This window comes from Delftia tsuruhatensis NBRC 16741 (genome assembly GCF_001571325.1).
Classification (GTDB): Bacteria; Pseudomonadota; Gammaproteobacteria; order Burkholderiales; family Burkholderiaceae_C; genus Comamonas; species Comamonas tsuruhatensis.
The window spans coordinates 53,532-73,239 of the sequence record NZ_BCTO01000044.1 but is presented as its reverse complement, the minus strand read 5'-3'; the positions used below and the strand labels follow the sequence as shown (position 1 = coordinate 73,239).

Here is a 19,708-nt window from a genome sequence, read left to right as displayed (position 1 = left end):
AGCGAGAGGGGGGAAGGCGCGAAGCGACTCAGGGGGGCTTCTCATACCGTGCTCATCGCGCGCCTGCCGCGCTCGCCCTGGAAGAAATGCTCGATGAACGGATGCTTGAACTCGGCCACCTCGCGCGGCGGGCCGCTGACCAGCACCTTCTTCTCGGCCAGCACGGCCACGCGCGAGGACAGTGCGAACAGCGTGTCCAGGTCGTGCGTGACCATGATGACGGTCAGGCCCAGCTCGGCACGCAGCTCGCGCAGCAGTTCGCAGAATTCGTCGGAGCTGGTGGGGTCCAGGCCGGCCGTGGGCTCGTCGAGCAGCAGCAGGGGCGGGTCCATGATCAGCGCCCGCGCCAGCGCCACGCGCTTGATCATGCCGCCCGAGAGATCGGCCGGCATGCGCGAGGCATGCTCGGGCTTGAGGCCCACCATCTGCAGCTTGACCAGGGCCGCGTCGCGCACCAGTTCGTCGGGCAGCGTGCCCTGCTCGCGCAGCGCGAAGGCAACGTTGTCCAGCACGCTGAAGGCCGAGTACAGCGCCCCGTGCTGGAACAGCATGCCCACGCGGCTGGCAGCGCCCTCGCGGCCCATTTCGCTGGCCGGGCGGCCCAGCACTTCGACGCGGCCCTTGGTGGGCTCCAGCAGCCCCAGCATCTGGCGCAGCAGCACGGTCTTGCCCGTGCCCGAGCCGCCGACGATGGACAGCATCTCGCCGCGCTGCACATCCAGGTCCAGATCCTGGTGCACGGCAAAGGCGTTCTCGCCTTCGCCGAACACGCTCCACAGCCCGGCGATGCGCACGATGGGCTCGTCGGCTGCGGGCGTGGAGGAGGTTTCGGTGTCCATGGCCATCAGATTCCGACATCTTTGAAAAGGATTGCGAAGATCGCATCCACCACGATGACCATGGTGATGGCCGACACCACCGAGGCCGTCGTGCCCTTGCCCAGGCTCTGCGTATTGGGCTCCACGCGCAGGCCCCAGTGGCAGCCGATCAAGGCGATGAGGGCGCCGAAGACCACGGACTTGCCCATGGCGATCCAGAGGTTGCCGATCTTCACGGCGGCAGGCAGCGCCTCGGCAAAGTAGGCGCCCGTGACGCCCATGGTCAGGTCGGCTGCCAGCATGCCGCCGGCCAGCGCAGCCAGCGTGGTCCACAGCGAGACCAGGGGCATGGCAATGGCCAGCGCCAGCGCACGCGGCAGCACCAGGCGAAAGCCGTGCGGTATGCCCATGACCTGCATGGCGTCCAGCTCTTCGGTGACGCGCATCACGCCGATCTGGGCGGTGATGGCCGAGCCCGTGCGGCCCGCCACCAAGATGGCTGCCAGCAGCGGGCCCAGCTCGCGGATCAGCGAGATGCCCAGGATGTTGACGATGAAGGATTCCGCCCCGAACTGGCGCAGCTGCAGCGCCATCAGGTAGGCCAGCACCACGCCGATCAGAAAGCCCACCAGGGCCGTGATGGGCAGGGCCGTGGCGCCCATGGAGTAGAGGTGGCCGGAAATGTCGCGCCAGGGCCCCCGGTGCGGGGCACGCGCAAAGCGCACCAGGTCGATCAGCAACTGGCCGATGAGCCGCGTCAGCTGTGCGAAATGGCCACAGGCGTTGATGACCAGGCAGCCCAGGCTGTCGATGTGCTCCAGCAGGCTCAGGCGCGGGGCCGGCGGTGCAGGCTCCTTGGAAAAACGGGCCACGCGGTCGAGCATGGCGCGCTGCGCGTCGCTGGCCGCCAGGCGCGCGGGCAGGCGACGGCCCCAGTGGTTCCACAGCAGTTGCGCGCCCACGTGGTCCAGCCAGTCCAGCCCTTGCAGGTTCCAGCCCAGGTCATCGCCCTTGGCGTCGGCCAGCTGTGCACGCAGCCTGCGCCATTGCGCCCGCCGGCCCAGCTCGGCCGCGCCCCAGGAGCCGGTCAGCAACGCCCATTGGCCGTCGTTGTCACGGCGCAGGCTGCATTGGGGGGGATTGTTGAGGGCAGACAAGTGCGGGAAGTCCTTGGGGGTTGCGAAGGCGGGGCCGAGGCGCGCGGGCAGGCACGGTGGCACGCCCGCCAAGACCGCAGGATAACCGAGCGGCGCGGCCCGCAGATTGCCCCGCAACGCCGTGTGCGCGACGGCTTTGCCCTACGCGTGCAATTTTTATCAAAAAACCAGCGGGACGGCCATCGCTGCTGCATGCGCTGCTGCGAAAAAAGGAGTCCAGCGCGCTTTCCCTCTCGACAGTGCGCATGCCGTCCGCACAATGGGCCGAAGCACCAACCCCGGCTCCCAAGGACGTTCCGGCCCGCAGCGGACGCCCGCCCATCTCCATGAGCAATACCACCTTCGACTACATCGTCATCGGCGCCGGCACGGCAGGCGCCCTCCTGGCCAACAGGCTCTCGCGCGACGGCCGCAGCCGCGTGCTGCTGATCGAGGCGGGCGCCAAGGACGACTACCACTGGATCCACATCCCCGTGGGCTACCTGTACTGCATCGGCAATCCGCGCACCGACTGGCTGTACCAGACCGAACCCGACGAAGGGCTCAACGGCCGCAGCCTGCGCTATCCGCGCGGCAAGACGCTGGGCGGCTGCTCCAGCATCAACGGCATGATCTACATGCGCGGCCAGGCCCGCGACTACGACGGCTGGGCCGAGCTGACCGGCGACGACGCCTGGCGCTGGGACCAGGTGCTGCCGGCCTTTCGCCAGCATGAAAGCCATTGGCGGCTGGACGCCGGGGGCAACGCCGATGCGCGCTTTCGCGCCCTGCACGGCGGCACGGGCACAGGCGGCAGCGGCGAATGGCGCGTGGAGCGGCAGCGCCTGCGCTGGGACATCCTGGATGCCTTTGCCGAAGCCGCCCAGCAGGCCGGCATTCCGGCCACCGAGGACTTCAACGGCGGCAGCAACGAGGGGGTGGGCTACTTCGAGGTCAACCAAAAGGGCGGCCTGCGCTGGAACACCGCCAAGGCCTTCCTGCGGCCCACCTGCTATGGCCGCCCCAACTTCGAGCTGTGGACCCATGCCCAGGTCAGCCGGCTGCTGTTCGAGCCGCTGCCCGCCGGCGGCCTGCGCTGCAGCGGCGCACAGGTCTGGACCGGCTCGGAAATGGTCGATGTGCAGGCCAGCCAGGAGGTCCTGCTGTGCGCGGGCGCCGTGAACTCCCCGCAGATCCTGCAGCTGTCGGGCATAGGCCCGGGGGCGCTGCTGCAAGGCCACGGCATCGCCGTGCGCCACGACCTGCCCGGCGTGGGCGAGAACCTGCAGGACCATCTGCAGATCCGCTCGGTCTACAAGATCAAGGGGGCGCGCACGCTCAACACCATGGCCAATTCGCTGTGGGGCAAGGCCGGCATCGGCCTGGAGTACCTGCTGCGCCGCAGCGGCCCCATGAGCATGGCGCCCTCGCAGCTGGGCGCCTTCACGCGCAGCAGCCCCCAGCAGGCGCACCCCAATATCCAGTACCACGTGCAGCCGCTGTCGCTGGACGCCTTCGGCGAGCCGCTGCACGGTTTTCCGGCCTTCACGGCCAGCGTCTGCAACCTCAACCCTACCAGCCGGGGCACGGTACGCATCCGCAGCGGGGACTTCCGCCAGGCGCCTGCCATTGCGCCGCACTACCTGTCCACGCCCGAGGACCGGCAGGTGGCCGCCGACAGCCTGCGCGTGACGCGGCGCATCGTCAGCCAGAGCGCGCTGGCGCGCTTTGCCCCCGAGGAATGGAAGCCCGGCGTGCAATACCAGAGCGACGAGGACCTGGCCCGCCTGGCCGGCGACATTGCCACCACCATCTTCCACCCCGTGGGAACCACGAAGATGGGCCGCGCCGACGACCCCATGGCCGTGCTCGACAGCCGCCTGCGCGTGCGCGGCGTACAGGGCCTGCGCGTGATCGATGCAGGCGCCATGCCGCGCATCACCAGCGGCAACACCAACAGCCCGACGCTGATGATGGCGGAGAAGGCCGCCGGCTGGATTCTTGCGGACAGGCAGGGCCGGGGCCAGGAGCCGGCACGGCAGAGCACGGAACCGGCCGTTGCGCTGGCCGCCTAGGACGGCTCCTGCAGCAGCGGCGGAATCGCCGCCAGCAGCGCATCGATGGTCACGCGCAGCCGGTAGGGCAGAAAGCGCGTGCGCGGCCACAGCACATGCAGGGGAATGCGCGCGGCCGGCACGTCGGGCAGCAGGCGCACCAGCGCCCCGCTGTCTAGCGCGCTGCGCACCCGCCACAGCGGCATGTGGGCCAGGCCCGCGCCCTGCAGCGTGGCCGTGGCGATGGTTTCTATGTCGTCAAAGCCCAGCGCCGGCTCCAGCACGGGCGCGGCCAGCGATCCATCCTCACCGGCCAGCCCCCAGGGGGCGGCGCGGCCGCTGCGCATATAGGCAATACAGCGATGCCCGGCCAGGTCGGCCACGCTGCGCGGCGCGCCATGGGCCTGCAGATAGGCGGGTGATGCGCACAGCACCATGGTTTGCATGCCAAGGCGCCGCGCAACCAGCCAGTCGCTGTCAGACAGTTCCCCGCTGCGTATGGCCAGGTCGATGCCGTCATCGGCGAAGTCCAGCTGGCGGTCGGTGAAGCTGGCCTCGATGCGCAGGCGCGGATGCAGCTGCGCCAGCTCCAGCAGCAAGGGAGCCACGTGGTGGCGGCCGAAGACCACGGGTGCGCTGATGCGCAGCCGGCCCACCACTTCCCGCCGCCCGGCTTCCAGCATGTGCCGGGCGGCATCCAGGTCCTCCAGCGCCTGCGCGCAGCGCTCGTAGAACATCTGACCGTCCTCGGTCAGCCCCAGGCTGCGCGTGGTGCGCACGAACAGCCGCGCGCCCAGGCGCTCTTCCAGCCGCGCCACGGCCTTGCCAACAGCCGAGCGCGTAAGGCCCAGGCGCTCGGCCGCCTGGGCGAAGCTGCCGGCCTCGGCCGAGGCGACGAAAGCGCTGACGCCTGCCAGCCTGTCATTTGCAATTGGTTCCATAAATTCTACAAACCATAGCCTCAATTGAATCAATGCAATTATGGAGGAATCAATAGACTGAAGTCCTGTTTGATATCTGCCTCGAAAGGACCGCCTTCCATGACCGCGCCTGCGTCTTCCCCATTCATGCAGCAATGGCAACTGCCCGCCCTGGGCCATGAAAACCTGCAGCTGGTGCAAGTCCCCATTCCCGAGCCCGGGCAGGGCCAGGTACTGGTGCGCGTGCATGCGGCATCGCTGAACTACCGCGATCTGCTGATCCTGCGCGACGGCATGGGCATGGGGCCGGCCCTGCCCCTGGTGCCCGGCTCGGACATGGCTGGCGAGGTGGTCGCCATCGGCCCGGGCGTCGCGGAGTTCGCGGTTGGCGACGCCGTGATCAGCACCTTCTTCTGCGGCTGGCAGGACGGCGTGCAGCCGCGCACCAGCCTGCCGCTGGGCTCGCCCGGGCCGGGCATGCTGTCGGAATACGTGGTGCTGGGCGAAGACAACCTGGTCGCCGCGCCCCGTCAGCTGGACTTTGCGCAGGCCAGCACCCTGACGTGCGCGGGCGCAACCGCCTGGTTCGCGCTGGCCGAGTCCGCGCCCACGCGGCCCGGGGACACCGTGGTCATCATGGGCACGGGCGGCGTGGCGCTGTTCGCCATGCAGATCGCCCATGCCCAGGGTGCGCGCGTGGTGGTGGTTTCGGGCAGCGACGACAAGCTGGCGCGGGCTGCACAGCTGGGTGCAGACCACGGCATCCACCGCCACCGCACGCCGGACTGGGCCGCCGAGGTGCGCGCCCTCACGGGAGGACGCGGCGCCGACCATGTGCTGGAACTGGCCGGGGGGGATAACTTCGGCCGCTCACTATCGGCCCTGGCACAGGGAGGCCGCGTGTCGGTGATCGGCAATCTGCAGGGCGACGAGCTGCGCGGCTCGGTCTATCCGCTGCTGCTGGGACGCGCCACCGTTCAGGGCATCGGCGTGGCACACCGGCGTGCGCTGCAGGATCTGGTGCGTGCCGTGGACTGGCTGAAGCTGCAACCTGTGATCGACAGCGAATACGCGCTGGCCGATCTGCCGGCAGCCCTGGAGCATCTGGAGCGGGGTGCTTTCGGCAAGCTGGTGCTGCGCATGCGCTGAACGTCCGGCAACCGGCAATCATCGTCCCAGCCCCTTGCTGGTGCAATCCTGCACTTTCGCGGCAACTGCGGGAAATCCCCGATGCACCACCCAGGTGCGGCCATTAAAGTCCATCCACTCTCGCGGTACCACAGTGCTGCACAAGAGGGGCCGAGGAGACAACTCGTACACAACCAGATCAACATTCATAAATAGCATCCCAAGATGCATTTCCCAGAGCGCCGGCAAGTCCGGCGCTTTTTTTATGCCTGCGGCCAGCCTGATGCGGCACCGTGGCGGTGCGACAATCGCCGCCCTATGGAATGGATCATCGTCTCGCTGGCCTCGATGCTGGCCGGCTTCGTGGACGCCATCGTGGGCGGCGGAGGCCTCATCCTGCTGCCCGCGCTGTTCGCCACCTTCCCCACCGCACCACCGGCCACCCTGCTGGGCACCAACAAGAGCGCCTCCGTCTGGGGCACGGCCATGTCCACCTGGCAGTACGGCCGCAAGGTGCAATTGCCCTGGCGCGCGATGATGCCGGCCGCCTGCGTGGGCATGGCGGGCTCCTTTGCGGGGGCCTGGGCCGTCACGCAGATCTCCCCCGACTTCCTGCGCCAGTTGCTGCCGCTGGTGCTGCTGGGCGTGCTGGTCTATACGCTGGTGCGCAAGGACATGGGCCGCAACCACACGCCGCGCTATTCGGGCCGCGCCGAGACGCTGATCGCCTGCGCCATCGGCCTGGCCATCGGCTTCTACGACGGGTTCTTCGGCCCCGGCACGGGCAGCTTCTTCGTGTTCCTGTTCGTGCGGCTGATGGGCTATGACTTCCTGAACGCCTCGGCCTCGGCCAAGCTGCTGAACATGGCCACCAACCTGGCGGCGCTGGCGCTGTTCACGCTCAAGGGCCATATCTGGTGGCACCTGGCCGTCCCCATGGCGGTGGCCAACGTGCTGGGCGCCATGCTGGGCACGCACATGGCCCTGCGCCACGGAACGGGCTTCGTGCGGGGCATCTTCATCGGCGTGGTGAGCCTGCTGATCCTCAAGACCGGCTACGACGCCTTCATCGCCTGAGCACGCAGGCCAGCGGCATCCGCAACACCTGCCATCGGCATCGGCGACGGCAACCTTCTATAATTGCCGACTTTTCGCCTTGAGCTGCGGCGGCAGGTGCATGTCGCACCCCTGCCAGCGGCTGCACCCGACCCGCCGCGCAGCCACGCAATCGGCCCCGCCGTCCATGGCCATGCACCGATCCGTGCGTTGGCGCTTTCCCCCCCTTGCGGCGCCGGGGTCAGGTCCTGAGCGACAGCCCTCCTGGAGCTTCCATGAAACGCATTACCGTCATCGCCGCCGCCGCGCTGGCCCTGTGGACCGCCGCAGGCGTTCAGGCCCGCCCCTTCGACGCCATCCAGAAGGAAGGCACGTTGCGCCTGGCCACCGAAGGCTATTACGCGCCCTTTGCCCATTTCGAGGGCAAGCAGCTGACCGGGTTCGAGGTCGAGCTGGCACAGATGCTGGCCGGCAAGATGGGCGTGAAGTACGAGTGGAAGACCATCAGCTTCGACGCCCTGCTGACCGGCCTGCAGCAGGACCGCTGGGATTTGGTGATTTCCTCGCACGGCATCACGCCCGAGCGCGAGAAGGCCGTGACTTTCACCCAGCCCCACTACTGCTCGGGCGGCATCGTGATGTCGCTGGACCCGGCCATCCGTTCGGCCAAGGACCTGGCGGGCAAGACGGTGTCGGTGCAGACCGGCTCCACCTATCTGCAGTACATGGAGAAGAACGTGACCGGCATCAAGCGCCTGGTCAACTTCCCCACGAACGAGGCCGCGCGCAATGCGCTGCTGTCCAAGCGGGTGGACGCCTGGGTGACCGAGCGCTTCATTGCCAAGGAACTGCAGCAGAAGAACCCCAATGCCCAGCTCAAGCAGGGCGAGATGCTGCTGGTCGAGCGCATCGCCGCCGCCGTGGCCAAGGACAACAAGTCGCTGGCCGACGCCTGGAACAAGGCCTTCAAGGACGCCCTGGCCGACGGCAGCTACGCCAAGCTGTCGCAGAAATATTTCCACGAAGACATCCGCTGCCCTGACTGAGGCCCCGGGCAGATCTGCCCGACCGGCGCCCACTTGCAGGGCGCCTTTTTGTTTCTAGCCCACCTATGCTTACCGTCCTCTGGCCCGCCCACTGGAGCCGCTCGCAGCGCAGCAACGCCACCCTGGTCACGGCACTGCTGCTGATGGTGCTCGTGGTTTCGCTGCTGGGGCAGTTGCTGTCCCTGCTGCCCGAGCCCATAGGCTCCAATGCCGACACCTTCGCCGATGGCGCGCGCACCACGCTGTACCTGACGCTGGCCAGCGGCGCCGCCGGCCTGGTGCTGGGCATCGCCGCCGCGCTGGCGCGCACCTCACGCACGGCCGCCCTGCGCTGGGCTGCAGGCTTTTACGTCTGGGCGATCCGTGGCACGCCGCTGCTGGTGCAGATCCTGTTCATCTACTTCGCGCTGCCGGTGCTGATCCCGGGCCTGAACCTGCCCGACTTCGCCGCCGCCTGCATTGCGCTGGCGCTGAACGTGGGCGCCTACAACGCCGAAGCCGTGCGTGCCGGCCTGCAGGCCGTGCCGCGCGGCCAGGCCGAGGCCGCACGCGCGCTGGGCCTGCCGCGCAGCCGCGTCTTCATGGACGTGGTGTTCCCGCAGGCCTTCAAGATCTCGCTGCCGCCGCTGGTGAGCAACTTCGTGGCCCTGCTCAAGGATTCGTCGCTGGCGTACGCCATCGGCGTGGTGGAGCTGACCAATGTGGGCAACCGCATCCAGTCGGCCACCTTCCAGCCCGTGGAGACCCTGGTCACCGTGGGCGTGACCTACCTGGTGCTGACCACGCTGGTGACCCAGGTCACGGCTGCCGTGGAGTACCGCTTCGACGTGGAGGGCCGCCACAAATGAGCGCCGACAAGCTGGCACGGGGCATGCCCTACATCGTGGCCGACAAGGTCACCAAGTCCTTTGGAAGCCACCAGGTGCTCAAGGGCGTTTCCACGCAGTTCTGCACGGGCGAGGTGACGGTGATCATCGGCGCCTCGGGCTCGGGCAAGTCCACGCTGCTGCGCGCCATCAACCGGCTGGAGCCGCATGATGGCGGGCGCATCACCATCGACGGCGTCGAAGTCACCGACAACGAAGCCACGCTGCAAAAGCAGCGCTGCGAAGTGGGCATGGTGTTCCAGCAGTTCAACCTGTTCGGCCACATGACGGTGCTGGACAACGTGACCCTGGCGCCGCGCCGCATCCACAAAACGCCGCGCGCCCAGGCCAATGCCAAGGCCATGGCCCTGCTGGAGCGCGTGGGCATGCAGGCCCACGCCCACAAGTACCCGTGGCAGCTGTCGGGCGGCCAGCAGCAGCGCGTGGCCATTGCCCGCGCCCTGGCCATGGAGCCGCAGGTGATGCTGTTCGACGAGCCCACCAGCGCGCTGGACCCGGAGATGGTGCAGGAGGTGCTGGACGTGATGCGCGAGCTGGCACGCGGCGGCATGACCATGATCGTGGTCACCCACGAAATGGGCTTCGCCCGCGAGGTCGCCGACCGCGTGATGTTCTTCGACCAGGGCTGCATCGCCCACGAGGCGCCACCGGCCGAATTCTTCGGCAACCCGGCCAGCGAGCGGATCGCGGCGTTCATCGGGCGCATGGGGCATTGAGGCCCGGGCCTGCGCACACAGGCTGCTCAAGAAAGCAAAGAGCCGGCAATGCCGGCTTTTTTGCTTTCTCAATCCTCCAGCTCGCCAGCAGACGGCGGCGGCAGCGCGGCAGCGCGGTTGGATGCCACAGGCGCCGATGCCTCGGGCGGCTCGTAGCGCGGCAGGCCGGGCAGGTTCACGGTTTCCGCATCCAGCGTGATTTCGGAGACGCGGCGCGGGGTGCCTATGGGCACGCCGGCCTGGCCCTTGCGCATGGCGGCCATGTCTTCCAGGCTGGGGTAGCGGCCCAGCAGCCAGTAGTCGAACACGCGGCGCGCCAGCGGTGCGGCGGCAGCGGCACCGAAGCCGGCGTTCTCCACGATGGCAGCGACGGCAATGGTGGGGTTGTCGGCCGGCGCGTAGGCGATGTACAGCGAGTGGTCGCGCTGGAACTCGGACAGGCGTGCCGCGTTGTACTTCTCGTTCTGGCGCACGCCCACGGCCTGGGCCGTGCCGGTCTTGCCGGTGGATGTGTAGGGCGCGTTGCCGAAGATGCCGCGCGAGGTGCCCTCCACCGTCACGGCGGCCACGGCGGCGCGCACGGCCTCCACGTTCTCGGGCTTGTAGCCCATGCTGGTGCCAGGGTCCTTGTTGATGGCCGAGAACTGCTGCGTGACGGCATCGACACGGCCCACGGCCAGGTGGGGGCGGTGCTTGACGCCCTTGGCCGCCAGCGTGGACATGGCATTGGCCAGCTGCAGGATGGTGAAGTTGTTGTAGCCCTGGCCGATGCCCAGCGAGATGGTCTCGCCCGCGTACCACTTCTTCTGCTCGGGCCGCTTGTAGGTGTTGCGCTTCCACTCGGTGCTGGGCAGCACGCCGCGCGCCTCGCCGCGCACATCGATGCCGGTGAGCTGGCCGAAGCCCAGCGGCTTCATGTAGTCGTGGATCATGTCCACGCCCATGTCGTTGGCCAGCATGTAGTAGTACACGTTGGACGACTTGATGATGGAGCGGCGCAGGTTGGTCGGCCCGTTGGGGTGACCCGAGCGAAAGGTGTGGCCGCCGAAGGTCCAGCTGCCGTTGTCCATGATGGTGGTGTCCGGGCGGCGCTTGCCCGACTCCAGCGCGGCAATCGCCATGAAGGGCTTGTAGGTGGAGCCCGGCGGATAGGTGCCCCGCAGCGCGCGGTTGAGCAGCGGGCGGTTGATGGATTCGTTGAGCGTGGTCCAGCTCTCCTGGTCGATGCCATCGACGAAGAGGTTCAGGTCGAAGGTGGGACGGCTGACCATGGCCAGCACTTCGCCGCTGCGCGGATCGATGGCCACCAGGGCGCCGCGGCGGTCGCCGTACAGCTCCTCCACCATGCGCTGCAGCTTGATGTCCAGCGACAGCACCAGGCTGTCGCCGGGCGTGGCGGGGCGGCTGCCGAGCTTGCGCACGGCATGTCCGCCGGCCGAGGTTTCCATTTCCTCCCAGCCGGTCTGGCCGTGGAGGTCGGTTTCGTAGCTCTGCTCCACGCCCAGCTTGCCGATGACGTCGGTGCCACGGTAGTTGGCGGCGTCGTCGGAGTCTTCCAGCGCCTCTTTCTCGCGCTGGTTGATGCGGCCTATGTAGCCGATGACATGGCTGGCCGTGTCCTGCATGGGATAGGTGCGGAACAGCCGCGCCTTGATGTCCACGCCCGGGAAGCGGTAGCGCTGCGCGGCAAAGCGCGCGACCTCGTCATCGGTCAGGCGCGTGCGGATGGGCAGGGAGTCGAAGCTGCGGGAGTCGTCCACCAGGCGCTTGAACTTGCGCCGGTCGCGCGGCGTGATCTCGACGATCTCGGCCAGGCTGTCGATGGTCTCTTCAAGGTTGCCCGCGCGCGAGGGCATGATCTCCAGCGTGTAGGCCGAGTAGTTGGTGGCCAGCACCACGCCGTTGCGGTCCAGGATCTGGCCCCGGTTGGGCACGATGGGCACCACGGCCGTGCGGTTGCTTTCGGCGCGCTCGGACAGCTCCTCATGGCGCTGCACCTGCAGCACCAGCAAGCGCGCCACCACCAGCCCGAAGGCCAGCAGCACCACCACGCTCATCACCCATGCGCGCAGCCTGAATCGCTGCAGCTCGGCTTCTGTATTGCGGATTTCCATCACGCGTCAAGCCTCACAGGGGACGGTTCTCGTCACTGTCCGGCGGGCGGCGCTGAGGCGCCAGCAGCAGGCCGCTGACCAGGGGCCACAGCAAGGCCTCGATCAAAGGCGCGACGACCACCAGCGGGCCGGGCATGATGCCACCGGCCACCATGCGCAGCAGCACCTGCAGGCCGTGCACCACGGCAAACAGCGGCAGCAGGTGCAGCGCCTGCACGGGCGTGGAGAACCACGACAGGCGCCGGCCCATGGCGCCGGCCGCGAACACCAGCAGCGCATAGGCCAGCGCATGCTGGCCCAGCAGGGAGGAGCGGTCCACGTCCATGCACAGGCCCAGCAGGAAGGCCACGCCCATGCCCACGCGCTGGGGCTGGTTCAATGCCCAGAAGGCCAGCAGCACCATGAGCAGGTCGGGTTGCCAGGCCTGGCGGCCCAGCGGCAGCATGTTGAGTGCCAGCGCCGCCAGCAGGCTGACGACGATGAACAGGGGGTTGACCGGCAGCAGCAGCTGCTGGCCGCGCGGCATGATCATGCGGGCTCCTTCCTGGCGGAGGCGGGTGCGGCGGGAGCAGCGGGTGCTGCAGGCGTGGCCGGCGCATCTGTCTTGCCGGCCTTGCCACCGTCCTTGGCAGCTTCCTTGCCCTTGCCATCCTTGGGCTTGTCTTTTTCCTTGCCCTTGTCTTTTTCCTTGCCCTTGCCGGCGCGCAGGGGTTCGGCAGCGCCTTCCGCCTCGGGATGCGTGGCGCGGTCCAGCGGCTTGAGCACCACCACGTGGCGCACGCCCTGCACGCGGCCCACGGGTTCGCAGTAGATGCGGGAGAAGGCCGAGTCCGCGCGGCGCTCCACCGAGACCACCTTGGCCACGGGCAGGCCCGGCGGGTACAGGCCGTCGACGCCGCTGGTGGTCAGCAGGTCGCCTTCCTGCACATCGGCATTGCTGGGCATGAAGCGCAGCTCGATGCCGCCGGTGCGCAGCGGCGACGGGTCGCCATAGGCCACGCTGCGTGCACCGGTGCGCGGGTTGAAGACGGGAATGGCCTGGTCGCGGTCGATGAGCAGGGTGACCTCGGAACGCAGCGGATACACGCGCGTGACCTGGCCGACCACGCCCTTTTCATCGAGCACGGGCGAGCCCTGGGCGATGCCGTCCACCTGGCCTCGGTCGATGACCACACGGCGGGTATAGAGGTCGGGGCTGTCGTAGACCACTTCGGCCGCCGTGCCGGGCGTGGTCAGGCGGTCGCGCAGCTGCAGCAGCTCGCGCAGATGGTCGTTTTCCTGGATCAGTTCGTCGGCCAGCGAGGCACGCTGGGCCATGGCCACAAGTTCCTTGCGCGCGCCCTGCTCCCGGGCCTGGGCCTCGTCCAGCGAGCCCAGGTAGCGGCTGGCGTCGTGCACGGCCTCCACCGGCTTGAGCATCACCCACTGCACGGGGTACAGCACGGTGGACACGGCCACGCGCACGGGGTCGGTGATCCTGAAACGCGCGTCGGCCACCATCAGAAACAGCGCCAATGCGCTGTAGATGGCCAGTTGGGAGACGCGCGAGGGCCGCCGCTTGAACAGCGAGGGCGCCGAGTGGTCCAGGGTGTTGGGATTCATGCGCCCCTCCCGCGCGGCAGGGCCTGCCCTGCCGCACTTGCTGCGGCCTGGAAAGCACGGGCCGGGCCCGGTGCGAAGGAAGGCAGGGCAAGCATGCAGGTCACCACGGAAGGGAGAAGAAAAACGTTGCAGTCGGTCGGCTGCCGCCCGGGCCCGCGACAACGGGCCCCGGCCTGCGCCGCGTCAGTCGCTGGTGAAGATGCTGCCCTGGCGGTCCATGGTCTCCAGCGCCATGCCGCAGCCGCGCACCACACAGGTCAGCGGCTCCTCGGCCACGAGCACGGGCAGGCCCGTCTCTTCGGCCAGCAGGCGGTCCAGGTCGCGCAGCAGCGCGCCGCCGCCGGTCAGCATCATGCCGCGCTCGGCAATGTCGGCGCCCAGCTCGGGCGGGGTCTGCTCCAGCGCGTTCTTGACGGCGCTGACGATCTGGTTGAGCGGGTCGGTCAGGGCTTCGAGCACCTCGTTGGACGAGATGGTGAAGCTGCGCGGCACGCCTTCGGAGAGGTTGCGGCCCTTGACTTCCATCTCCTTGACTTCGGAGCCGGGGAAGGCCGAGCCGATGTTCTTCTTGATGGATTCGGCCGTGGGCTCGCCGATCAGCATGCCGTAGTTGCGGCGGATGTAGCTGATGATGGCTTCGTCGAACTTGTCGCCGCCCACGCGCACGGAGCCCTTGTAGACCATGCCGCCCAGCGAGATCACGCCGACTTCGGTGGTACCGCCACCGATGTCCACCACCATGGAGCCCGAGGCCTCGGACACCGGCAGGCCGGCACCGATGCCGGCGGCCATGGGTTCCTCGATCAGGTAGACGGAGGTGGCGCCTGCCGCCTCGGCCGCGTCCTTGATGGCGCGGCGCTCGACCTGGGTGGAGCCGCAGGGCACGCAGATGATGATGCGCGGGCTGGGCGTGAGCACCGAGCGCGGATGCACCATCTTGATGAACTGCTTGATCATCTGCTCGGTGATGACGAAGTCGGCAATCACGCCATCCTTCATCGGGCGGATGGCCTCGATGTTGCCGGGCACCTTGCCCAGCATGGCCTTGGCTTCACGGCCCACCGCCTGGATCACCTTCTTGCCATGCGGGCCGCCTTCGTGGCGGATGGCGACAACGGAGGGTTCGTCCAGAACAATGCCCTTGTCGCGGGCGAAAATCAGGGTGTTGGCTGTGCCAAGATCAATGGCAAGGTCGGTGGAGAAATACCGACGGAAAGCTCCGAACATTACGAGAGTCCTCTCAGGCACGGCATGCTCGTCGGCCTGCCATCGCCGGGATGAAAGTTAGGGAGTCTGGATGGGGTTGGCTTTTCGCACAATGACCAGCTCGGAGAGGGTCTTGCGGCAAAGCCGAGATAATACCGTATCCCCTGTGAATAACTTGTACTGCCGGGGCTTGAAATGCGGGTTTACATCCCGTTGCCCCCTTCAAAATTCCTATGGCACTGAACGCACAAGACATCGCACGCATCGCGAACCTCGCACGGCTCGAGCTCTCTTCCGCAGAGAGTGAGCGCATGCTAGGCCAGCTCAATGATTTTTTCGGCATCGTGGAGAAGATGCAGGCTGTGGATACTTCGGGCGTCAGCCCGCTGTCACATCCGGTCGCCGCCATCCAGGACATTGCCCTGCGCCTGCGCGAGGACATTGCCAGCGAGCCCGACCAGCGCGACGCCAATCAGCGCAGCGCCCCGGCCGTCGAGCGCGGCCTGTTCCTGGTCCCCAAGGTGATCGAGTGAGCGCCGGGCGTCGCTCGCCCTGCTTCCTGTCCCCTGGCATCCGTCCCCGTTTTCCGCATCCCATACATGACCCAGCAAACCACTGATCTGCACACGCTCGGCGTGTCGGCCCTGTCGGCCCTGCTGCGCGAGCGCAAGCTCGGCGCCGTCGAAGCCGCCCAGCATTTCCTGGCCCGCGCCCAGGCGCACCAGAACCTGGGCGCCTTCGTCAGCATCGACGAAGAGGCCACCCTGGCCCAGGCCCGCGCTGCCGACGCCCTGATTGCCCAAGGCAAGGGCGGTCGCCTGGCTGGCGTGCCCATTGCGCACAAGGACATCTTCGTCACGCGCGACTTCCCGACCACGGCCTCCAGCAAGATGCTGGCCGGCTACCGCTCGCCCTTCGACGCCACCGTGGTCACCCGCCTGGCCGAGGCCGGCGCCGTGACGCTGGGCAAGCTCAACTGCGATGAATTCGCCATGGGCTCGGCCAACGAGAACTCGGCCGTCGCGCCCGTGGGCTTCGACGCACCCGCGCCCGTGCGCAATCCCTGGAACCTGGACCGCGTGCCCGGCGGCTCCTCGGGCGGCTCGGCCGTGGCCGTGGCCGCCGGCCTGGCGCCCGCCGTCACCGGCACCGACACGGGCGGCTCCATCCGCCAGCCCGCATCGTTTTGCGGCATCACGGGCATCAAGCCCACCTATGGCCGCGCCAGCCGCTACGGCATGATCGCCTTCGCGTCCAGCCTGGACCAGGCCGGCCCCATGGGCAAGAGCGCCGAGGACTGCGCCCTGCTGCTGTCCGAGATGTGCGGCCCCGACCTGGACCGCGACTCCACCAGCCTGGACGTGCCCGCCGAGGACTTCACGGCCCGCCTGAACGACGGCATCGAAGGCCTGCGCATCGGCATCCCCGCCGAGTTCTTCGGCGAAGGCCTGTCGGCCGACGTGCGCGCCGCCGTGGATGGCGCGCTCAAGGAATACGAGAAGCTGGGCGCCCGCCTGGTGCCGATCTCGCTGCCGCGCACCGAGCTGTCGATTCCCGTGTACTACATCCTGGCCCCGGCCGAGGCATCGTCCAACCTCTCGCGCTTCGACGGCGTGAAGTTCGGCCACCGCGCCAAGGACTACACGGACCTGGTGGACATGTACAAGAAGACCCGCGCCGAAGGCTTCGGCGACGAGGTCAAGCGCCGCATCATGATCGGCGCCTACGTGCTGTCCGAGGGCTACTACGACGCCTACTACCTGCAGGCGCAGAAGATCCGCCGCATGATCGCCGACGACTTCCAGGCCGCCTTCCAGCAGTGCGACGTGATCGCCGGCCCCGCCGCGCCCACCGTGGCCTGGCAGCTGGGCGGAAAGAGCGACCCGCTGGCCAACTACCTGGCCGATATCTTCACGCTGCCCGCATCGCTGGCCGGCCTGCCCGGCATGAGCGTGCCCGCAGGCTTTGGCGAGGCCGGCATGCCCGTGGGCCTGCAGCTGATCGGCAACTACTTCAAGGAAGGCCAGTTGCTCAACGCCGCCCACCGCTTCCAGCAGGCCACCGATTTCCACCTTCAAGCTCCGAAGGGCATCTGAGACCCCATGACCGCGAAACTCATCCAGGGCTATGAAGTCGTCATCGGCTTCGAGACCCACGCCCAGCTGGCCACCCAGTCCAAGATCTTCAGCCGCGCCAGCACCGCCTTCGGCGCCGAGCCCAACACCCAGGCCTGCGCCGTGGACATGGCGCTGCCCGGCACGCTGCCGGTGATGAACAAAAAGGCCGTCGAGTGCGCCATCCGCCTCGGCCTGGCGCTGGGCTCGCACATTGCGCCGCGCAGCATCTTCGCGCGCAAGAACTACTTCTATCCCGACCTGCCCAAGGGCTACCAGATCTCGCAGTTCGAGATTCCCGTGGTCCAGGGCGGCGAGGTGTCCTTCTTCCTCGGCGACGAGAAGAAGACCATCCGCCTGGTGCGCGCCCACCTGGAGGAAGATGCCGGCAAGTCGCTGCACGAGGACTTCATCGGCCAGTCGGGCATCGATCTGAACCGCGCCGGCACGCCGCTGCTGGAGATCGTGACCGAGCCCGACATCCGCAGCACGGAAGAAGCCGTGGCCTACGCCAAGACGCTGCACCAGATCGTCACCTGGATCGGCATCTGCGACGGCAACATGCAGGAAGGGAGCTTTCGCTGCGACGCCAACGTCTCCGTGCGCAAGCCCGGCCAGCCGCTGGGCACGCGCCGCGAGATCAAGAACCTCAACAGCTTCAAGAACATGCAGCTGGCCATCGACTACGAGATCCGCTGGCAGATCGAGGAAATCGAGGACGGCCGCCGCATCCAGCAGGCCACCGTGCTGTTCGACCCCGACACGGGCGAGACGCGCTCCATGCGCACCAAGGAAGACGCGGCCGACTACCGCTACTTCCCCGACCCCGACCTGCCGCCGCTGGTGGTCGCGCCCGAGTGGGTGGAACAGGTCAGGGCCGACATGCCCGAGCTGCCGCGCGCCATGGCCGCGCGCTTTGTCGAGCAATACGGCCTGCCCGAGTACGACGCCACCACGCTGACGCAAAGCCAGGCCATGGCCGCCTACTTCGAGGACACGGCCCGGGCCTGCAATGCGCCCAAGCTGGCCAGCAACTGGATCATGGGCGAGATCTCGCGCCGCCTGAACACCGAGGAAATCGGCATGGAGGCCGCCAAGGTCTCCAGCGCCCAGCTGGCCGCGCTGATCCAGCGCATCGGCGACGGCACCATCTCCAACAACGCTGCCAAGCAGGTGTTCGAGGCGCTGTGGAGCGGTGAAGGCAGCGATGTCGACGCCATCATCGAGGCCAAGGGCCTCAAGCAGATGAACGACACGGGCGCGCTGGAGAAGATCATCGACGAGGTGATCGCCGCCAATCCGGCCAACGTGGAGCAGTACCGCGCAGGCAAGGACAAGGCCTTCAACGCCCTGGTCGGCCAGGTCATGAAGGCTTCCAAGGGCAAGGCCAACCCGGCGCAGGTCAACGAGCTGCTCAAGGCCAAGCTGGCCTGACCACACGCCCGGTCCACCCGGCCCACCAGGCCCGCCCACCGTGGCGGGCTTTTTTTCGTGTGCACGCTCCGCGCCGGCTGTCCCGCACCGAACAGCGCCTGCGCCCGCATGTCTCCAGAATCCCTGCCATCGCACCTGAGGAGACAGCATGACCGCCAGCACCGACCGCCTGCACATCCCCGGCCTGCCCTGGGCCGACTCCCCTGAAGCCGTGGGCCTGGGCGGCGCGCGCCTGGCACGCCTGTCGGCCCGGCTGCAGCGCGGCGTGGACACCGGCGAGATCCCGGGCGCCGTGGCCCTGGTGGCGCGGCGCGGCAAGCTCGCCTACCTGGAGAGCTTCGGCCTGCTGGACCCCGAGGCCGGCACGGCCATGCGGCCCGATGCCATCTTCCGCATCGCCTCCATGAGCAAGCCCATCACCTCGCTGGCCATCATGATGCTGGCCGAGCAGGGGCGGCTGTCCATCATCGAGCCCGTGGAGCAGTACCTGCCTGAGCTGGCCGCGCTGCGCGTGGGCCTGGAGCGCGCGCCGCTGGCGCGGCCCATCACGCTGCAGGACCTGCTGCGCCACACCTCCGGCATTCCCTACGGATTTGCAGGCACCGAGCACCCCGTCAAGAAGATGTACCTGGATGCGGGCCTGTTCAGCGGCAAGTTCACCAATGCGCAGTTCATCACCAGGCTCGCGCAGCTGCCGCTGGTGGCCCAGCCCGGCGAGACCTGGGAATACGGCATGTCCACCGATGTGCTGGGCCGCGTGGTCGAGTTGGTCAGCGGCCAGACGCTGGCCGCCTTCGTGCGCGAGCACATCACCGGGCCGCTGGGCATGGCCGACACGGGCTTTCATGCGCCCGACAGCGAGATCGCACGCGCCGCGCGGCCCCAGCCCGAAGGGCCGCAGAAACAGATGCCGCCCATCCCCCCGGTCACGCGCGCCATGATGTTCGAGTCGGGCGGCGGTGGCATGGTCTCGACCATGGCCGACTACGCGCGGCTGTGCCTGTTCTGGCGCAACGGCGGCACGCTGGACGGTGTACGCCTGGTCTCGCGCAAGACCGTGGAGCTGATGACCTCCAACCACCTGCCCGCCAGCGTGCGCATGGGGCCGGACATGGCGTATTTCGGCGCCCAGCTGCCCTCGCCCGAGGTGGGCCAGGGCTTCGGCCTGGGCTTTGCGGTGCGCACGGCGCCGGGCCTCAACCCGCTGCCGGGCAGCGTGGGCGACTTTTCATGGAGCGGCATCTACGGCACCTTCTTCTGGATCGATCCGCAGGAGGACCTGTTCGCCATCCTCATGATGCAGTCCATGGCTCAGCGCATTCCCTACCGCTGGGTGATGCGCGAGGGCGTGTACCAGTCCGTGGTGGACTGAGCCGGCAGGCGCGCTGCACCGAAAGGGTGCAAAGCCCATGCTGCGAGCAAGAGCGGCGTCCCTTCCTAAAATGACGCGCTTTTGCAGCCCTGCCCCAGGGCCGCG

Annotated in this window: 17 protein-coding genes; 10 read left to right on the top strand and 7 right to left on the bottom strand. The window is 68.1% G+C overall.

Going from position 1 to position 19,708, the window contains the following annotated elements; all coding sequences use genetic code 11:
* Window positions 1–41: 41 nt before the first annotated feature.
* Window positions 42–845 carry an ABC transporter ATP-binding protein gene (locus tag DTS01S_RS21030; RefSeq protein WP_016448536.1) on the bottom strand — a complete coding sequence of 268 codons (804 nt, stop codon included), beginning with the start codon at window positions 843–845 and terminating at the stop codon, window positions 42–44.
* Window positions 845–1,975 carry an MlaE family ABC transporter permease gene (locus DTS01S_RS21025; RefSeq protein ID WP_016448537.1) on the bottom strand — a complete coding sequence of 377 codons (1,131 nt, stop codon included), beginning with the start codon at window positions 1,973–1,975 and terminating at the stop codon, window positions 845–847. Before DTS01S_RS21025 ends, DTS01S_RS21030 begins: the two co-directional genes overlap by 1 nt.
* 326 nt (window positions 1,976–2,301) lie before the next feature.
* Between DTS01S_RS21025 and DTS01S_RS21020 the strand changes: the two genes are divergently transcribed.
* Entirely contained in the window at window positions 2,302–4,029 is a 1,728-nt protein-coding gene (locus DTS01S_RS21020) for a GMC family oxidoreductase (protein ID WP_017404919.1), read from the top strand.
* Here DTS01S_RS21020 and DTS01S_RS21015 read toward each other — a convergent pair.
* A complete protein-coding gene (locus DTS01S_RS21015) occupies window positions 4,026–4,949 on the bottom strand; it encodes a LysR family transcriptional regulator (RefSeq protein WP_061288673.1) in 924 nt (307 codons plus the stop codon). The genes DTS01S_RS21020 and DTS01S_RS21015 overlap by 4 nt on opposite strands.
* 99 nt (window positions 4,950–5,048) lie before the next feature.
* Here DTS01S_RS21015 and DTS01S_RS21010 point away from each other — a divergent pair, with 99 nt between their 5' ends.
* From DTS01S_RS21010 to DTS01S_RS20990, 5 genes are all read left to right on the top strand, one after another.
* Entirely contained in the window at window positions 5,049–6,077 is a 1,029-nt protein-coding gene (locus tag DTS01S_RS21010; protein WP_026062251.1) for a zinc-dependent alcohol dehydrogenase family protein, read from the top strand.
* A gap of 297 nt (window positions 6,078–6,374) precedes the next feature.
* Window positions 6,375–7,133 carry a sulfite exporter TauE/SafE family protein gene (locus DTS01S_RS21005; protein WP_017404917.1) on the top strand — a complete coding sequence of 253 codons (759 nt, stop codon included), beginning with the start codon at window positions 6,375–6,377 and terminating at the stop codon, window positions 7,131–7,133.
* A 254-nt stretch (window positions 7,134–7,387) separates the two neighbouring features.
* A complete protein-coding gene (locus DTS01S_RS21000) occupies window positions 7,388–8,158 on the top strand; it encodes an ABC transporter substrate-binding protein (RefSeq protein ID WP_017404916.1) in 771 nt (256 codons plus the stop codon).
* A gap of 65 nt (window positions 8,159–8,223) precedes the next feature.
* Window positions 8,224–9,006 (top strand): amino acid ABC transporter permease, encoded by a 783-nt coding sequence (locus DTS01S_RS20995; RefSeq protein WP_016448543.1) that lies wholly within the window; start codon window positions 8,224–8,226, stop codon window positions 9,004–9,006.
* Window positions 9,003–9,761, top strand: a complete 759-nt coding sequence (locus tag DTS01S_RS20990; RefSeq protein WP_016448544.1) for an amino acid ABC transporter ATP-binding protein — start codon at window positions 9,003–9,005, stop codon at window positions 9,759–9,761. Before DTS01S_RS20995 ends, DTS01S_RS20990 begins: the two co-directional genes overlap by 4 nt.
* A gap of 68 nt (window positions 9,762–9,829) precedes the next feature.
* Here the strand turns inward: DTS01S_RS20990 and mrdA are convergent, their stop codons facing one another.
* From mrdA to DTS01S_RS20970, 4 genes are all read right to left on the bottom strand, one after another.
* Window positions 9,830–11,875, bottom strand: a complete 2,046-nt coding sequence (gene mrdA, locus DTS01S_RS20985; protein ID WP_017404915.1) for a penicillin-binding protein 2 — start codon at window positions 11,873–11,875, stop codon at window positions 9,830–9,832.
* A 13-nt stretch (window positions 11,876–11,888) separates the two neighbouring features.
* Window positions 11,889–12,407 (bottom strand): rod shape-determining protein MreD, encoded by a 519-nt coding sequence (gene mreD, locus DTS01S_RS20980; RefSeq protein WP_016448548.1) that lies wholly within the window; start codon window positions 12,405–12,407, stop codon window positions 11,889–11,891.
* On the bottom strand, window positions 12,404–13,477 hold the full coding sequence (mreC, locus tag DTS01S_RS20975) for a rod shape-determining protein MreC (RefSeq protein WP_061288672.1): 1,074 nt from the start codon (window positions 13,475–13,477) through the stop codon (window positions 12,404–12,406). The genes mreD and mreC overlap by 4 nt, the downstream gene beginning before the upstream one ends.
* 183 nt (window positions 13,478–13,660) lie before the next feature.
* A complete protein-coding gene (locus DTS01S_RS20970) occupies window positions 13,661–14,704 on the bottom strand; it encodes a rod shape-determining protein (RefSeq protein ID WP_012202293.1) in 1,044 nt (347 codons plus the stop codon).
* 212 nt (window positions 14,705–14,916) lie between these two features.
* On the opposite strand from DTS01S_RS20970, the gene gatC reads away from it, so the two are divergent.
* From gatC to DTS01S_RS20950, 4 genes are all read left to right on the top strand, one after another.
* The gene (gene gatC / locus DTS01S_RS20965) at window positions 14,917–15,216 is read left to right on the top strand and encodes an Asp-tRNA(Asn)/Glu-tRNA(Gln) amidotransferase subunit GatC (RefSeq protein WP_016448550.1); all 300 of its coding nucleotides are present in this window, start codon (window positions 14,917–14,919) and stop codon (window positions 15,214–15,216) included.
* Window positions 15,217–15,282: 66 nt separating this feature from the next.
* Window positions 15,283–16,779, top strand: coding sequence for an Asp-tRNA(Asn)/Glu-tRNA(Gln) amidotransferase subunit GatA (gene gatA / locus DTS01S_RS20960; protein ID WP_016448551.1), 1,497 nt, complete (start codon window positions 15,283–15,285; stop codon window positions 16,777–16,779).
* Between the two features lie 6 nt (window positions 16,780–16,785).
* Window positions 16,786–18,231 carry an Asp-tRNA(Asn)/Glu-tRNA(Gln) amidotransferase subunit GatB gene (gene gatB / locus DTS01S_RS20955; RefSeq protein WP_016453590.1) on the top strand — a complete coding sequence of 482 codons (1,446 nt, stop codon included), beginning with the start codon at window positions 16,786–16,788 and terminating at the stop codon, window positions 18,229–18,231.
* Between the two features lie 148 nt (window positions 18,232–18,379).
* A complete protein-coding gene (locus DTS01S_RS20950) occupies window positions 18,380–19,603 on the top strand; it encodes a serine hydrolase domain-containing protein (protein ID WP_061288670.1) in 1,224 nt (407 codons plus the stop codon).
* Window positions 19,604–19,708 lie beyond the last annotated feature (105 nt).

Bases quoted from the DNA above. Each gene is read 5' to 3' on its own strand.
- DTS01S_RS21030 (WP_016448536.1), bottom strand. From the start codon at position 845: ATGGCCATGGACACCGAAACCTCCTCCACGCCCGCAGCCGACGAGCCC.
- DTS01S_RS21020 (WP_017404919.1), top strand. From the start codon at position 2,302: ATGAGCAATACCACCTTCGACTACATCGTCATCGGCGCCGGCACGGCA.
- DTS01S_RS21015 (WP_061288673.1), bottom strand. From the start codon at position 4,949: ATGGAACCAATTGCAAATGACAGGCTGGCAGGCGTCAGCGCTTTCGTC.
- DTS01S_RS21010 (WP_026062251.1), top strand. From the start codon at position 5,049: ATGACCGCGCCTGCGTCTTCCCCATTCATGCAGCAATGGCAACTGCCC.
- DTS01S_RS21005 (WP_017404917.1), top strand. From the start codon at position 6,375: ATGGAATGGATCATCGTCTCGCTGGCCTCGATGCTGGCCGGCTTCGTG.
- DTS01S_RS21000 (WP_017404916.1), top strand. From the start codon at position 7,388: ATGAAACGCATTACCGTCATCGCCGCCGCCGCGCTGGCCCTGTGGACC.
- DTS01S_RS20995 (WP_016448543.1), top strand. From the start codon at position 8,224: ATGCTTACCGTCCTCTGGCCCGCCCACTGGAGCCGCTCGCAGCGCAGC.
- DTS01S_RS20990 (WP_016448544.1), top strand. From the start codon at position 9,003: ATGAGCGCCGACAAGCTGGCACGGGGCATGCCCTACATCGTGGCCGAC.
- mrdA (WP_017404915.1), bottom strand. From the start codon at position 11,875: ATGGAAATCCGCAATACAGAAGCCGAGCTGCAGCGATTCAGGCTGCGC.
- mreD (WP_016448548.1), bottom strand. From the start codon at position 12,407: ATGATCATGCCGCGCGGCCAGCAGCTGCTGCTGCCGGTCAACCCCCTG.
- mreC (WP_061288672.1), bottom strand. From the start codon at position 13,477: ATGAATCCCAACACCCTGGACCACTCGGCGCCCTCGCTGTTCAAGCGG.
- DTS01S_RS20970 (WP_012202293.1), bottom strand. From the start codon at position 14,704: ATGTTCGGAGCTTTCCGTCGGTATTTCTCCACCGACCTTGCCATTGAT.
- gatC (WP_016448550.1), top strand. From the start codon at position 14,917: ATGGCACTGAACGCACAAGACATCGCACGCATCGCGAACCTCGCACGG.
- gatA (WP_016448551.1), top strand. From the start codon at position 15,283: ATGACCCAGCAAACCACTGATCTGCACACGCTCGGCGTGTCGGCCCTG.
- gatB (WP_016453590.1), top strand. From the start codon at position 16,786: ATGACCGCGAAACTCATCCAGGGCTATGAAGTCGTCATCGGCTTCGAG.
- DTS01S_RS20950 (WP_061288670.1), top strand. From the start codon at position 18,380: ATGACCGCCAGCACCGACCGCCTGCACATCCCCGGCCTGCCCTGGGCC.